Genomic DNA, 15,401 nt, shown 5'->3' with positions numbered 1-15,401 from the left:
TATAACTTTTGACTTTATGATTGAATTACTATCTGAAAGTATAATCAACGCCTGTAACCTGAGTTAACAGTGTTTCTGGAGCATCAAGAATTACCGCATTTTTTTGCGGTGTAGGCGTAACAGGAGAGTTTTGTTTTAAATATTCTTTCATTACAGAATGTAATGTTGCGTTGGTGTTTTTCGCATCCATAACGCCTTTCATTCTGCAAAGCATGTCCACAGGATCTCCGTCACGTTCACAGGCCATTATGGAATACATTTTTTCAAGATCTAATGGTATATTTTTTACCGTAATACTTTGAACTCTTTTATCCATTTCGGCAAAAGCATTAAATCGTACTTCCATTCCTTTAAATTTGACTACCCAGCCGCCAAAACGTTTTGAAGCGTCTTCGGCAAAGACATTATTTAATTCTTTTTCCAACCAGTTTTTCAGTTGTTTTCCGGTAACTTTTGCTGTTCTTACAGTGCTGTCAACGGGTAGCATATCAAAAATAAATCCGTTTGTGATTGGAATATTTCCGGTTTGATCCGGAGTTGTTTTTGGTGGGCAAAAACGAAATCCGTTAGAAAGATTAATGTCAATGTCAGGAAATTTCCAATGCAAAGCATTCAGAATCATCGTATCAATAGGGTTTTCCACCACAAAATAGCGGTATAAAGGAATTGTGCTGTACCCAATAACTTGATTGATTTGTTCCTCATAGACTGATTCTTTTTCTTTTAATAATTTTTCAATTTTAGCATCCGGTTTTATTTTAGGAGAATTAACTTCTATTAATTCGTAGCTGTCACTAACCACTTTTCCGTTTAAAACCGTCAAATCTAATTTTCCGATAAAAGAACCAAATGCTCCCGGTTCTACTACTTTTGAATATTTACAAACTATTGGTTTTCGGACTCTTTCGTGTGTGTCCCCTCCTAAAATATAATTGACACCCTCGCATTGTGGCATGTTTGCTAACGCTATTTGCTGCGATAAACCAAGATGTGCAATCATAATTACATAACTGCATTGTTCCTGATTTCTGAGGACATCCACATAATGAGCCAGATTTTCTTCAGGGTTGGTATAAATAATTCCTTTGCTGTAATTGGGACTTTGTCTCAACGGTACCAATGGATCCGTGTAGCCTAAAAAACCAATTTTTGCTCCGGCAATATGCCAAATGGTGTAAGGCTGAAAAATAAGTTCTCCTCGTTTTCCTTCGCCTAAATCATGGTACATATTGGTACAAATTTTTGGAGCATCCAGAGAACCCAAAAGGGTTTGCATTCTCTTTTTTCCGTAAATCACTTCCCAGTTTCCGGGTAAGTACAAATCGTAATCCAACGCATTTAATATGGGAATAAAAGCTTCACCAGTAGTTTCCACACTTAATTCACTGCCCTGAAACATATCGCCGGTGTCAATGATATAAGTGTTTGGGTTTTTCTTTTTTAATTGCTTCAGCAGCGTGGCCATGTAAGCATACCCGCCCGTTTTTCTAAAAACGGCTTTCCCATTTTCCCAGAATAATTCATCATGCGGATGAATCTGGCAATGCACATCGGTAGTTTGAAGAATAGAAATCGTTTGTGGTTTACTTCGGTCAACTGCGTCATCTACTTTCATTTCTTCTATTTCATTTGTATTTGCAAAAGCAGAAAGTGGCGAAATAATCGCCGCGCCTAGACTTAGTGTTCCAACTGATTTTAGGAAATTTCGTCGGTTGTTATCTGATTCCATTTTATTTATTTAAAATGATTATTATTTAAAACTATATCTTGTACGAAATGCCCAGCATTAGCATACTTGTGTCCATATCGTAAGAAACTTTACTATTAGGAACAGCACCTAATGGATTAGTTTGCCCAGCTAACATTGGGTTGTATAGAGGTCCTGAGGTACTGCCGTCACTTGTAGCATTATGGTAAACCGCATTCAACGTTAATTTTTTTGAAAATTCATATCCAAAACCAAATTGATAGGCATTTTGAATTACTGCAGTTGCAGAAGTTGAGAAAAACGCTAGCTCTGGTTTTATAGGATTGGTATTATAGGTATACCCTACTCTTAAAGGTAATTTTTTGATTCCTTTATATTGTGCTCCTAGCGATAATACTTGCATATTTTTCCAGCCAAATCCTTGTACAGCTCCTGTTGCAGTCCATCCGAATTCTTCAAAACCTTCTGTTTTAGAGTATTCAACTTGTCTAAAATCAAATGCTAAATCAAATTCACGGTTTGAATATCCAACTCCTAATGAATAAACTGCAGGGAAATTCATTTTAAAAGAGTTTTCGGAAGTGGAATTGTCTAAATAGGTGTTTTTAAATTCAAAATTAGAAAACTGTTGCTCTGTTTTGTAACTGGCTCCTAATTTAAACCCTTCTTTATTTTGATAAAAAATACCAAATTGACCTCCAAAACCTGTTGCCGTAGCATTATTAGTAGTCGGATAACCAGCCATTGTCGGGTTAGCGGTAGGATTTGGTTTTAATTCTAATGTTGCAATATTAAAGTTTGGGCTTACGCCGATAGAAACTGATTCAGATAGTTTATAGGCGTAGCTTAAACCAGTTTGAAGCATCATATAATTGGAAGTTAAATTTCCAAAACCGCCCATAGATTGAGGCATATTTATCGGGTTTGTCGTGCTTTCAGGAAAATCAACACCAAAACCGCTTACTCCAAACGCAAATGCTCCAAAGGTATGTTTACTATCTTTTTTTCCGTAAACAAAACCCAAGGAAGGCATTATTGAATTGCTTTTTACATCAGTAGACGTACCGCTCATAGGTCCATTAGGTGTTGGTACGGTTGATGATAGTTCTGGATTTGCCATAAATAAACCCATATTTAAGGAAATAGTACTGCCTTCAAATACGGATATTGCAGCGGGATTCCATTTTAAAGCACCGTTAATGTCAATTGGTTGCGCTGTTGAAGCACCGCCCATAGACATATTTACGGCTCCAACTCCCTGCATTAAATGTCCAGATTGTGCGAAAAGGCTGGTGCAGAATAAAATCGAAATAATAGCTAGTCTGTTTTTCATTGGTTTTTAGGGTTTATTGGAAATGGTTAATAGCTTTAGTTTTACTACTTATAATATTTTTGTTATTGGGACATAAACATTTTTTAATTCTATGCATTATTCGTAAAACTCGACATACTGCTTTTTTGATAATTGTTAATATTAAATTAGAGTAATTTTTATATTTTACTTTTTTGAAAAAAATGTATATGATACTTAAAGTCAAATGAACAAAATCTGATTCTTATTTGTAATTTTTTAATGACCAATTGAATTCACCCTTTATGAAGTGAGGTTTTATCTTGATCTTTAAGAAATCGATTTCGTAAATTGGTCATGATTTCTCCGTACTTTCAAATCGATAATAAAAAAAACGGCATGTCGAACTATTGTTAATTTTTTGAAAATGAAAAAATATCGCGTAAGGCTGTCCTGTAAATAAGTATATGAAAATGAAAGAAATGTAAACTTAGATTTTGATAACACTACTATAAAACAGACCGCTAAGCGATAACAAATTTTAGATTTCTAATTAGATATATTAAAATCCTCCTTTGATATAACTCCAGCCTTGTTCCTGTTTTTCAACAATTTCGGCAATTCCGGCAGTCACATATTCTGCTTCCGGAATGAATTGCTCTTTGGTTATTTTTCGGGTTGTCATTGTATTTTCGCAAACTACAAAACGAACTCCTTTAGCATGAAGCGCTTTAATTGTTGCGATATGCTTTGATTTTGAAGGCATTAAAAACTCTAGTCCCATGTTATAGACCACTACTTCGTACTTTGCTTTCGGCCAGTGTGCCGTTAAATTATTTAGCTGATTTGCAAATGCCTTCTGTTGAATAGTATCATTGGCATTGGTAAATTGGAATACTATTTTGTGTTTGCTTTGTCTTTTTTGAGCAAATGTGCCGATGGAAATCAAGCCAAAGAACAGAACAAATAAAATCGTTAGATTTTTCATAATTGATTTTTAAAATTACTTTTTTTCGTTTTTCTTTTTTTCGTCTTTTATTGGTTTGAAGGGCCCGAATTTATGTTGTACTTCAGTAAATTTATCAGAAAATGGACCGAAAGGATGATCCACCGGTTTTTTAGAAATATCCGGCCAGTCTAGACTTAAATCTTTTGAAGGTCTTTCCAAGTTTTCTACATATGCCGCGATATCCCAAGATTCTTCATCGGATAGTAGAGGGTTTTCATACGTGGCGCCCAGTGGCATATTGTATTTTATATAGCCTGCAAAACGACTGATTCTAAATAATCCCGCACCAGTATTATAGGAGTTTTTACCCCAAAGTGGCGGATACGTATATTCTTTTTTATCTGCAGCCAAAATTCCTTCACCATTCACCTGATGGCAACTCGCACATTTGGCATCATATAGTGCTTTCCCTTTTACAGGATCAGCAGCGCGATCTAGATATTCTAAATCATAGATCCCAGAGGCATACGCTTCTTTTCCTTTAGGGACATTACTGCCAATATATTCAATGTAAGCGATCATGGCTTTCATTTCTCTATCATCTTCTTGAAGCGGTTGACCGTTCAAGCTTCTTTCTATACAGTCATTGACTCTTTTATAAAGGTCTTCTACTTGCCCGCTTCTGGCTCTCATTTTTGGATACATCGAAAATACGGAACCATAATTGTTTCCCCAAGGTTTTGTACCGGCATCCAGATGGCAGTTGTTGCAATTCATTCCGTTTGAGATTTGTTTCACACTGCCATTTGGACCCAAATATTTAGCCGTATGCGCAATTAGATCTTTTCCGTATTCAACTTCTTGCTTTAAAGTTGAATCTTTAATCAGAGTGATGTCAGCAGGTTTCCAGAATTTTGCCATTTCATTTTGCAAAATCACTTTTTTCTCAGCATCGACATAAAGGGAATCGAGTTGCGCATCATTATTTTGAAACCATGAGGTGATTGGTGTATTAAAAAACAAAACGACGAACAAAACCGTTACCAAGACGATAATGGTTGTAAACAGATAAATCAGCCTTTTTACGAGTGATTTAAATTGGACAATATTTTGTTTTTCCGGATTCATAATGTATTAATGAGGCAGTTTATCTCTAAAATAACCATAAACCCACGTTCCCACAATTGCAAAAAACAAGGTAACAATCATCACTGTAGCACCAGTTCCAATTTGTGCAAATAATGGACCAGGACAAGCTCCTGTAACTGCCCAACCCAATCCAAAGATAAGTCCTCCATAGATTTGTCCTTTGTTGAAAGTTTTGTCATGGAATTCAATTTGTTCTCCATAAATGGTTTTAATATTGAATTTTTTAATCAGAAAAACGGATATTATACCAACCACGACGGCGCTTCCTATTACACCATACATGTGAAAAGATTGGAAACGGAACATTTCCTGAATGCGATACCAACTGATAATTTCGGCTTTGATGAAAACAATACCAAACAAAACACCAATAACTAAGTATTTTAAGTTGTGGTACCATTTGTGTTCCAATTGGCTTTCATTGATACAAGAAGTATCTAAAGAACGTGTTTCGAAATCTGTATTTTGATCTTTAATGTTCATAATTTGTAATTTTTAAAGTGATAGAATAAATGGTAAAATAACATTTGCCATAATCAATCCGCCAATGAAGAAACAACAGGTCGCTATAAGCGATGGCATTTGTAAATTGGACAAACCGGAAATAGCGTGACCACTGGTGCAACCTCCCGCATAACGAGAACCAAAACCGATAAAAAAGCCACCAATAACCATCATAAAAAAGCCTTTGAGTGTAAATAAACTTTCCCAAGAGAACAATTGTTCCGGTAGCATTCCATAAATTTCGGTTATGCCGTACCCAGCCAATTCAGTTTTTAGATTTCCATCAATAATGATTGGATTTGGATTTGACAAAAAGCTGTACGCGATCACACCACCCAATAAAATACCGAAAACGAAAAACATATTCCAGATTTCTTTTTTCCAATCGTATTTGAAAAACTTTATGTTTGCCGGTAAGCACATGGCACAAGTGTGACGTAACGAGGCACTAATGCCAAATGATTTATTTCCAATGATTAATAAAGCCGGAACAGTAAGTCCAACTAAAGGGCCCGCAATATACCACGGCCAAGGTTCTCTGATTAATTCTAAAATTCCCATAATTATTTTTTTATTACAGCAAAGGTTATATTAATAGATGAGTAGTTATGTTACTTTTGTCACACAAGGAAAAAATATTTATAAAACATGATAAATATCTTGTTTTTTAGATTTTTAATTTTGTAAATAGTAATAAAAGGTACGATTTTAAAATAAAAAAAGTATCCGATTTCTCAGATACTTTTTTAATATTTTAATTGAAATAGAAAAACTATTCAGTTTTTGATTATTTATTTAAATAATTAATACTAATCCTTTTAGATAATTTTTTGCTTACTAATTCTGATTATTTTCTTAATAATTCGTTTAGCTTTTCTCGGAAAGAATCACTATTCCAATTTGCTGTTCCAATTTTGGCTACAATTATATTTCCCTGTTGATCAATAATATACGTAGCCGGAATTGTTGAAGATTCCATTTCCAATGGAGGACTGGTTACTGATTGATAGACAGGAAGCGTCAGATTTTCTTTAATCATAAATGCATTTGCTTTTTCGAATGAATCCGTTGTAACAAACAAAAAGACGATTTTGTCCTGATAATCAGCATATAATTTTTGAATGCTTGGCATTTCGGCAATGCAGGGCGGGCACCAGGTGGCCCAAAAATTAATGAATACTATTTTTCCTTTGTATGCTTCCAATGACACAGTCTTTCCGGTGGCATCTTTTAATTGCCATTGATAAGTGGAAAGCATTTTCTGGTCTGTTACTGCAATAGTTTTAGGCGAAAATGAAATTAATCTATTGAGTTGTACTTTTACAAAAGTGCCCACAGGACTAAACAGAAGCAGAGCAATCAACACGATAAAAATAATATTTTGAATAGTGGATTTTTTTGGTTTTTCTGAGTTCATATTTTAATTTTTACTTTCTAAGATGATATCTTTTTCTGATTCTATTTTAAAGATTATTGTTTAACAAAGTGTCTTTCGGCATTCGGATTTCAATAATTAGGGACGATGCAATGGTGATAACTCCGATCAATATTATGGCATAATTTACACCGAATAAATCGGCTGTAATTCCTGAAATAATCGCACCTATCGCATATCCTAAATCCCGCCAAAGTCGGAATGTACCAATACTTTCGGCTCTTTGATGTGGATTTGTCGCTTGCGCAATAGCCGATAAAAAAGTAGGATAGACTAACGCCGTTCCCAAACCCAAAAATGCTGAAATGGCGGCCAACTGATAGAATGCTTCAGCAAAAGGAATAAAAAGTATCGCTATTCCCTGCAGTAACATTCCCCAAAACAGCATCTTTTTTTTCGAATAAACATCAGACATTTTTCCGGTTATCAATTGTCCAAAACCCCAAACAGTAGGGTAAATAGAGGTGATAATTCCAATGTTCTGAGAGTCATAGTTCAAAGAAAGCAACACTATCGGCAACAGACCCCAAATCATGCCATCATTTAGGTTATTGACTAATCCTGCTTGCGTTACGGCGCTTAATGTTTTGTTTTTGAAAGTGGTTTCGAGAAATATATTTTCTAATTTTTCGGTTGTATTGGTCGTGTTTTCTTGATGTACAAATACTCGGGTGTCTTTCACAAAAAACAAAGTCAATAAGAAACCAATTATCGAAATCCCGATTCCCAAGTAAAAAGGGTAGGGCGTAATACCATATTTTTGGGCGATATAGCCTGATAGAAAAGCAACTAATCCAACGGCAAAATAACCGGCAAACTCATTGAGTCCCATAGCAAGTCCGCGATCTTTTTCGCCAACCAAATCAATTTTCATCACCACCGTACTGCTCCAAGTAAGTCCTTGACTGATTCCCAGCAGGATATTGGCAAAAATGACCCAGTTCCACGATTCCGCATAAATCAAAATAAAAGGAATAGGTATGGCCAGAATCCATCCGAACAAAAGCAGATTTTTTCTCCCGAAACGGTTTGCCAGTTTACCTGTAAAATAATTGGTAATGGCTTTTGTAATTCCAAAAGCAATGATGAACGATAGAATAGCCGTTTTAGAAGCAATGCCAAATTCTATTTCGGCAAACTTTGGAATAATCGTTCGTTCCATTCCTATCATTCCGCCAACAAAAGCATTGACAATAACCAAAATAGTAAACTGTTTCCAATTTTCTTTTAATCCAAGTTTAGTTGTATTTGTTTTCAATTGAGGTATTTATATCGATTTAAAATTTCCGTTTGGAAAAAAGATTGGGACCAAAAAAGAGTCACGATTATAATTTGTAATATTCTAATTGGTAGTCGCCGATGTGTTTTTTATTTTCTGCAATGGATTTTTTGTGCTTAAAATAGTTTAAAGTTCCAAAAACAAAAATGATAAATGAAGTAACAAAAAGTGCTATCTCAATCAGTAAACTATTTTCAATCATCAAGAGATTTCTCAAACTCAAACCTGCGATCAAAAAATACATTGACGTTCTCAAAAAGGAAAGAAAAGTAGATTGATTAGCCAAAGTAGTTCGTTGCAATGCTAATTTTTCTCTTAAAATTAAGTCTTTGTTTGCCGGTTTTATGTCTTCCATATTATTTTTTCTTATTGATTTTAAAGGTAATTATAACTGTCTTTGATGGATATAAAAGAAAAATTTAATACAATTTTTTCCAATGACTTTCAAATTTACCTATTTTAAATCAATTTAAAATTTTAATTTTTTTTAGGTGATTTTGCAAACATATTAAAAATCAAGCCTCCCATTAACCCACCATATAAAGTGCTATTTAGAGGTTTGGATGTTATGGCACAAGTACCGGAATCGCAACCGATGTTCAGATAATACAAATAGCCGGCAATTGCTCCGAGAATCACACCAACAACTGTTATGATGATTGCTTTTTTCATTAATATTAATTTTCCTTGCTGATTTTATTTCCTGATTTCGGAATAGCGCAACCATTTGAACCGCAAAAACTAGTATTTAATAGTGCCATTCCGGTAAATAAAATTCCGGGAAGCAGGAACAAATAATTTTTAGTATAAACAGCTTGAATCATCACAATAAGCCCTAAAACCATACGGATAACTCTGATGTAATTCCAATTGGTGTAAATATTATTTATCATATCTTGATATTTAAATAATTGTGCAGTTTAAAACAAAAAAACGGTTTTGTTTTAAACTGCACAGATTATAAATTTTCTGAAGTTTATTTACGTATCGCTTCTTTTACGTCTTGCCAAGTGCCGCCATTGGTAACGTTTTTGAAACCATTTTGTTCCAAAATCATTTTGGCTTGACCGCTGCGATTCCCACTTCGGCAGAAAACAATAATGTGCTTTTTTCCTTTGAATTTTTCCAAGTGGCTCGCCACTTGATCCAGCGGAATATTGGTTGATCCTTTTACGTTACCTTCAGCAAATTCTGCCGGTGTGCGAACATCTACAAGGAACGCGCCTTCTTTTATTATTTTTTCCATTTGTGTGTTATCTTTTTTTGAAAACATATTTTTAAAAATTCCAAACATAATTGCGTTTTTTAGTATTCAATAGCATTATTTTGACTCATCCACTCATTCATTCCAGGAGAATAGTTCAGTACATTTTTATAACCATTTCGTGCTAATAAGGAGTAGGCAATTGCCGCTCTGTCACCGCCTTGGCAATGGATTAATACTTTTTTATCTTTACTTATTTTGTCAAGGTTATTCACTAAAGTACCTACAAATACATTGTCAGCTCCTTTGATGTGACCTGCATTATATTCTGCAACACCACGAAGATCAACTACCTGAACATCTTTTTCTTGCTGTAAAGTTTTAAATTCTTCTATATTGATCTGATTCACTTTTTCTAAAGAACCGCCATTTTCTTCCCATATTTTAGTAGAAGGAATGTACCCGTGAATGTTGTCTAACCCTATTCTCATTAGTTTTCGGGTCAGATCATCCAATTGAGATTCATCGGCAAGTAATATAAAAGGTTCTTCATACGTAAGAAACCATCCTGCCCAAGTGGCAAAAGAATTGTTCCCCTGAATGTTAATACTTCCTGGAATAAATCCTTTAGAAAATTCAGTTTTATCGCGCGCATCAATTAATTTGATTCCTTTTTCTAAAGCTGCTGTTAATTCGTTGTAATCCAATTGTTTCAATTTAGGAACAGCAGTAAGCAACGGACGATCAACTTTATTTAGTTTTTTCATCATTGCAAAATACTTTGGTGGTTCCGGTTGGTCTTCCAATAAATATTTTACAAATCCAGCTTCATCATTTTTATGCTGAAAAGCCCAGTTTCTTATTTTTTCATAACCTACAGTCGTGCTTGGAACAGCTCCTAACGCTTTTCCACAAGCAGAACCTGCTCCGTGGCCTGGCCAAACTTGAATGTATTCAGGTAATGCATCGAATTTATTAATGGATTGATACATTTGTTTGGCACCTGCATCTTGAGTTCCTTTCATTCCTGCTGCTTTTTCTAACAAATCAGGTCTTCCTACATCACCAACAAATACGAAGTCACCGGTGAACAGCATTACCGGTTCGTCGCTTGCGGGAGTATCCGTTAATAAAAAACTGATGCTTTCCGGAGTATGTCCCGGTGTGTGAACCACTTCTATTTTTAAGTTCCCTACTTTTAGAACATCACCATCTTTTATGTCAACATGAGGGAATTCATATTTCCAATCGGGTCCGCCTTCAGCTGAAAGGTACATTTCTGCTCCCGTCAATGCGGCTAATTCTCTAGATCCAGCAAGGAAATCAGCATGAATGTGTGTTTCTAAAATATGAGTAATTTTCATATTGTTTTGTTTGGCAATTTCAAGGTAGGTATCAACATCCCTTTTAGGATCGATAACTGCGGCTACTCCTGCTTTTTGACAGCCAATAAAATAACTTGCCTGAGCAAGACTCTTGTCGTAAATGTGTTGAAAATACATATCGTTTATTTTTTTAAGTTTCTAATTTATTTGACAAAATTAATGCACGAATTCTTTAAATTTGGTGACTAATGTTACATAGCAGTTTATAACTGAATTATTTTGCCTGTATGCACGTCATAGCGCATGGAAATAATTTTAGTTTTATGCTCTTTTACAATTGAATTTTCTTGAATAAGCCTGTTTGAGTGTTCAATATTAGCATTTATGCAACCTAATAAATTGTCTTGTTTTGGAGTTTGCTTTTCGGCTTCCTGTTCCTCTTTTTCTTCTGCGATAGTTTCTACAATGTCATCAATGTGATTCAGGTGCTTTTTGTAATCATTATTTTTATCACTAATGTACGCTTTAATTGCGCCACATTCTGTGTGTCCCAAAATAACAATTAATTTAACATCCAGATGCTCAACTGCATATTCAATGCTTCCCATATCAATATCAGAAATTAGGTTTCCAGCATTTCTGATTACAAATAAATCGCCAATGCCTTGGTCAAATAGAATTTCAGGCGAAACTCTGCTGTCTGAACAAGTGACCACAACTGCGAAAGGATGTTGTGCATTTTGATTATCCAAAACTGACTTTTTATTTTGATGGGGATGAAGTGTTTTTTCTTCTAAAAAGCGCTGATTGCCGGAAACTAATTTTTCTAACGGAGTCTGGTTTTTATTTTCTTCCAATTTTTTTGTTTCAGTTTTATCACATCCGGTTGCGAAGAAAAGCATTAAGAAGGAAACTAAAATTATTTTTTTCATTGTACTTTATTTATTAATTTTAGTCAAAGGTACCTACAGCGCTGATCTTGGATAGTGACTCTTATCACTTTGAATCAAAAAAAAGAGAGAGAACCTTTTCAGATTCTCTCTCTCTATTTAGAACAAAAGCTTGTATTATAACAATGTTGTCGGACATACATAATCTGTTTTTGGAAGACTGGTTTCTTTTATTTCTGTAAAACCGCCAATAACATCCACAAAATTATTCCACCCACGCATTTTTAGAATTGATGCTGCGAGCATACTGCGATAACCGCCGGCGCAATGCACAATGAATGGTTTTTCTTTTGGAAATTCAGCCAAGTGACTGTTGATTTCGTTTAACGGAATATTTATTGCTCCTACCAAATGTTCCGATAAATATTCGCTTTTCTTTCTGACATCAAAAACGGGAATTGCCTCATTTTTTAGTTTTTCTTCCAGTTCTGTTGGAGTAATTCGGGTGAGTGTATCGACTTCTTTACCCGCTTTTTCCCAAGATTCAAAACCATCTTTTAAGTATCCAATCGTACTGTCATAGCCTATTCGAGAAAGACGAACCATACTTTCTTCTTCTTTTCCGGGCTCGGTGACTAATAGTATTTCTTGTTGTATATCGGGGATCATTTCTCCAACCCACATAGCAAAATTTCCATCTAAACCAATGTTTATGCTGTTTGGGATAAATCCTTCTGCAAATTCGGATGCTAGGCGCGTATCCAAAATTAAGGCACGAGTTTCATTGGCAATCAATTCAAATTCTTCCGGATTTAAAGGTGTGTTGGCTTTTTTAAGCACTGTATCTAAACTTTCATACCCATTGATGTTCATCAAAACGTTGGCAGGAAAATATCCCGGAGGAGCTGTTAGTCCTGTTAATACCGCAGTCACAAATTCATCTTCGGTCATCTTTGGATTTAATGCGTAATTCGTTTTCTTTTGATTTCCCAATGTATCGGTAGTTTCTTTACTCATCATTTTCCCGCAAGCTGAACCTGCTCCGTGATTGGGATATACGATTAAATCATCAGACAAAGGCATGATTTTGTTGCGTAAAGATTGGTAAAGATGTCTGGCCAATTTGTCTTCGGTCAAATCAGCCACAACGTGTTGCGCTAAATCTGGTCGTCCTACATCCCCAATAAACAAGGTGTCACCAGTTATAATTCCGTGTTCTTTTCCGTTTTCGTCTATCAACAGAAAAGTAGTACTTTCCATGGTGTGTCCTGGTGTATGAATCACCTTCACTTTGTAGTTTCCAATTTCAAAAATTTGTCCGTCTTCGGCAGTAATAATTTCATAAGCCGGTTTTGCTGTTGGACCGTAGACAATTTTGGCATTTGTTTTATTGGCTAAGTCTAAATGTCCCGAAACGAAATCAGCATGGAAATGGGTAAGAAAAACATACTTAATTTTAGCATTGTCTTTAGATGCCCTGTCGATATAAGGTTGTACTTCGCGCAATGGATCAAAAATGGCAGCTTCTCCGTTACTTTCTAAATAATAGGCTGCGTGAGCAATACATCCGGTATAAATTTGTTCGATTTTCATAATAATGTGTTTTAAATTAATAGTACGTTTATGTAAATTATTTCGAGACAAATTTATAGGTCACATGTGTAATCTAATGTGACAATTATCATGGTAAAACAACTTTTTTATCAGTAAATATAGTATGTGACAAAAGTCACACAGACAAATTAAATATCAGTTCTTTTGTTTTTGATATACAAAAAGACCATCACAAGGATGGTCTAAATCGAAAACATAATAATCTTTTACAGTGATTTTTTAGCTAAATACCAATCCACCATTTCTAAATCACTATTCTTTCTTTCTGTTAAAGCTTCCACTGTTTTTGGAGCCGGAATAATTACTTTATCACCCGGTTGCCAATCAAGAGGTATTGCTACTTTATGCTCATCGGAAGTTTGTAAAGCCAGCAAAACGCGTTTGATCTCTGCCATATTCCTACCAACATTAAGGGGATAATACATGATTAAACGAACTTTTCCTTCCGGATCAATTATGAAAACAGCTCGTACGGCGGCGGTTTCACTTTCTCCGGGTTGTAACATCCCATACAATTTTGCCACCTCCATGCTAATATCTGCCACTATAGGAAATTCAAATAAAACACCTGTTTTTTCTTGAACTGCATTTACCCATGCAATGTGTGAATGTATACTATCGATGCTCAAACCCATCAGTTTGGTGTTGTGTTCTGCGAAAAAGTTTTTTTCTATTGCGAAACCACTCAATTCTGTTGTGCAGACAGGTGTAAAATCGGCAGGATGCGAAAAAAACACTACCCAGCTTCCTCTATTATACTCTGAAAATTGTAATTTTCCTGTGGTTGTCACCGCTTCAAAATCCGGTGCCATATCACCAATTCTTGGCATTGAATACACTTTGTTTTCCATGATATTATAAATTTAGTCGTTCAAATTTAATTGTGTTTCAGAAACTGCTACATGATATTTATTACTTTTCAGAGAAGAAAAATTTATGTTTATAAATCAAGAAATAATTACATTTTTAATGGATTTTATATTCCTTCTTAATATCGATTTTTCAAACAGGCATTATTCTTCCCTATACCATATTTTGAAACTAATAAATCTACTACCGTTGTTCCTGTGAGTACATTAAATATCGATGTTTTTTTCAAGTGCAGCTTGATAGCGCTACTTAAAATGCGAAATCCATTTTAAATGTGTTATTTCATATCAGAAAAAAGGTGTTTAGAAAGATAGTTTAACGCATTACATCCATTTGGACAGAAAATGAATCAGTTCTTCTCTTAACTCTTTGAATAATTTTTCAAAAATGACGATACTTTCCCGGTGTTTTTTATGATCTGTAAAATTCTCGTGTTCAATATCTCCAATATTTTTTCGCATTGTTGCTTCAAGATATGATTCGTGACTTTTGATATCATGATTTAAGATATCAATCTGTTCTTTTTGAATGATTAGCTGATTACGAAAATGATCACATAAGGAATGGAGCTCCGTTGAAGTATTTTTTTCGGCCACTTCATTTATTCGTTTCGCCATTATTACAAGTTCATCTTTGTAAAACAGAAGTTTGTTTAACCACGTTTTATGTTCTTCGTGCAACTGATCTATTGTTTTTTTAGTTTCCATTTTACTTATTGTTAAGTTAATTTAATTGCAGTTATTAATTATTTTAAATGTTTGCTAGCAGTTACTCAAAAAATAGAATTTTTAACAAAACAAAAATTCATGATATATGGGAATTTGGATTAAGAAATAATTGTCTTAAAACCAATTGAATAGATTAAGTTAATCCTGTTTTTAAACTACTAATTTAGGAATATTCTATAAATAATAAAAAATATAATATGTTTATTTTCAATTGATTATAAAATAAATAATCAAATATGAATTTCGAAACAGGATCGATTTTTAGTACTTTTATAATTTTTTATATGAAAATAGATGGTTTTATCTTGGTAAATGCGTGTTGTTTTATCTGTTTTGGTACAAACAATATTTTTTTTAAAGTAATACTATCAGTTATATCAATAATTCTTTTGCTGGCTTTTGCAAAATCATGGTTGGAAGTCATGGCAAGTTCAGTACTACTGTTTTGGGTAATT

17 protein-coding genes are annotated in these 15,401 nt (G+C 34.4%); all 17 read right to left on the bottom strand.

Annotated elements, in window-relative coordinates; translation table 11 throughout:
• Positions 1-28: 28 nt before the first annotated feature.
• Positions 29-1,729 carry a bifunctional metallophosphatase/5'-nucleotidase gene (locus E0F89_RS06930; RefSeq protein WP_131909080.1) on the bottom strand — a complete coding sequence of 567 codons (1,701 nt, stop codon included), beginning with the start codon at positions 1,727-1,729 and terminating at the stop codon, positions 29-31.
• A gap of 31 nt (positions 1,730-1,760) precedes the next feature.
• Positions 1,761-3,041, bottom strand: a complete 1,281-nt coding sequence (locus tag E0F89_RS06925; RefSeq protein WP_131909079.1) for an OmpP1/FadL family transporter — start codon at positions 3,039-3,041, stop codon at positions 1,761-1,763.
• Positions 3,042-3,561: 520 nt separating this feature from the next.
• Entirely contained in the window at positions 3,562-3,987 is a 426-nt protein-coding gene (locus E0F89_RS06920; protein WP_131909078.1) for a DsrE family protein, read from the bottom strand.
• A gap of 15 nt (positions 3,988-4,002) precedes the next feature.
• Positions 4,003-5,076 (bottom strand): c-type cytochrome, encoded by a 1,074-nt coding sequence (locus E0F89_RS06915; RefSeq protein WP_131909077.1) that lies wholly within the window; start codon positions 5,074-5,076, stop codon positions 4,003-4,005.
• Positions 5,077-5,082: 6 nt separating this feature from the next.
• Complete coding sequence (locus tag E0F89_RS06910) at positions 5,083-5,580, bottom strand: DUF6691 family protein (RefSeq protein ID WP_131909076.1); 498 nt, start codon at positions 5,578-5,580, stop codon at positions 5,083-5,085.
• Between the two features lie 12 nt (positions 5,581-5,592).
• Positions 5,593-6,162 carry a YeeE/YedE family protein gene (locus E0F89_RS06905; protein ID WP_394345964.1) on the bottom strand — a complete coding sequence of 190 codons (570 nt, stop codon included), beginning with the start codon at positions 6,160-6,162 and terminating at the stop codon, positions 5,593-5,595.
• A 286-nt stretch (positions 6,163-6,448) separates the two neighbouring features.
• On the bottom strand, positions 6,449-7,018 hold the full coding sequence (locus E0F89_RS06900) for a TlpA family protein disulfide reductase (protein WP_131909075.1): 570 nt from the start codon (positions 7,016-7,018) through the stop codon (positions 6,449-6,451).
• 46 nt (positions 7,019-7,064) lie between these two features.
• A complete protein-coding gene (locus tag E0F89_RS06895; RefSeq protein WP_131909074.1) occupies positions 7,065-8,294 on the bottom strand; it encodes an MFS transporter in 1,230 nt (409 codons plus the stop codon).
• Positions 8,295-8,361: 67 nt separating this feature from the next.
• Entirely contained in the window at positions 8,362-8,670 is a 309-nt protein-coding gene (locus tag E0F89_RS06890; RefSeq protein ID WP_131909073.1) for a DUF202 domain-containing protein, read from the bottom strand.
• Between the two features lie 122 nt (positions 8,671-8,792).
• Positions 8,793-8,987, bottom strand: a complete 195-nt coding sequence (locus E0F89_RS06885; protein WP_131909072.1) for a DUF6132 family protein — start codon at positions 8,985-8,987, stop codon at positions 8,793-8,795.
• Positions 8,988-8,992: 5 nt separating this feature from the next.
• The gene (locus E0F89_RS06880; protein ID WP_131909071.1) at positions 8,993-9,208 is read right to left on the bottom strand and encodes a hypothetical protein; all 216 of its coding nucleotides are present in this window, start codon (positions 9,206-9,208) and stop codon (positions 8,993-8,995) included.
• An 83-nt stretch (positions 9,209-9,291) separates the two neighbouring features.
• Entirely contained in the window at positions 9,292-9,561 is a 270-nt protein-coding gene (locus E0F89_RS06875) for a rhodanese-like domain-containing protein (protein ID WP_317126085.1), read from the bottom strand.
• A 59-nt stretch (positions 9,562-9,620) separates the two neighbouring features.
• Positions 9,621-11,021 (bottom strand): MBL fold metallo-hydrolase, encoded by a 1,401-nt coding sequence (locus tag E0F89_RS06870; RefSeq protein WP_131909069.1) that lies wholly within the window; start codon positions 11,019-11,021, stop codon positions 9,621-9,623.
• Between the two features lie 86 nt (positions 11,022-11,107).
• The gene (locus E0F89_RS06865; RefSeq protein ID WP_131909068.1) at positions 11,108-11,776 is read right to left on the bottom strand and encodes a carbonic anhydrase; all 669 of its coding nucleotides are present in this window, start codon (positions 11,774-11,776) and stop codon (positions 11,108-11,110) included.
• Positions 11,777-11,911: 135 nt separating this feature from the next.
• On the bottom strand, positions 11,912-13,327 hold the full coding sequence (locus tag E0F89_RS06860) for an MBL fold metallo-hydrolase (protein ID WP_131909067.1): 1,416 nt from the start codon (positions 13,325-13,327) through the stop codon (positions 11,912-11,914).
• A 227-nt stretch (positions 13,328-13,554) separates the two neighbouring features.
• Positions 13,555-14,199, bottom strand: a complete 645-nt coding sequence (locus E0F89_RS06855; protein WP_131909066.1) for a peroxiredoxin — start codon at positions 14,197-14,199, stop codon at positions 13,555-13,557.
• Between the two features lie 342 nt (positions 14,200-14,541).
• Positions 14,542-14,925, bottom strand: a complete 384-nt coding sequence (locus E0F89_RS06850) for a hypothetical protein (protein ID WP_131909065.1) — start codon at positions 14,923-14,925, stop codon at positions 14,542-14,544.
• Positions 14,926-15,401: the final 476 nt, after the last annotated feature.

Origin of the sequence: Flavobacterium caseinilyticum (assembly GCF_004349085.1) — a bacterium.
Lineage (GTDB): Bacteria > Bacteroidota > Bacteroidia > Flavobacteriales > Flavobacteriaceae > Flavobacterium > Flavobacterium caseinilyticum.
Note: the sequence above shows the minus strand (reverse complement) of the source record. Positions and strands in the feature narration are given on the sequence as shown.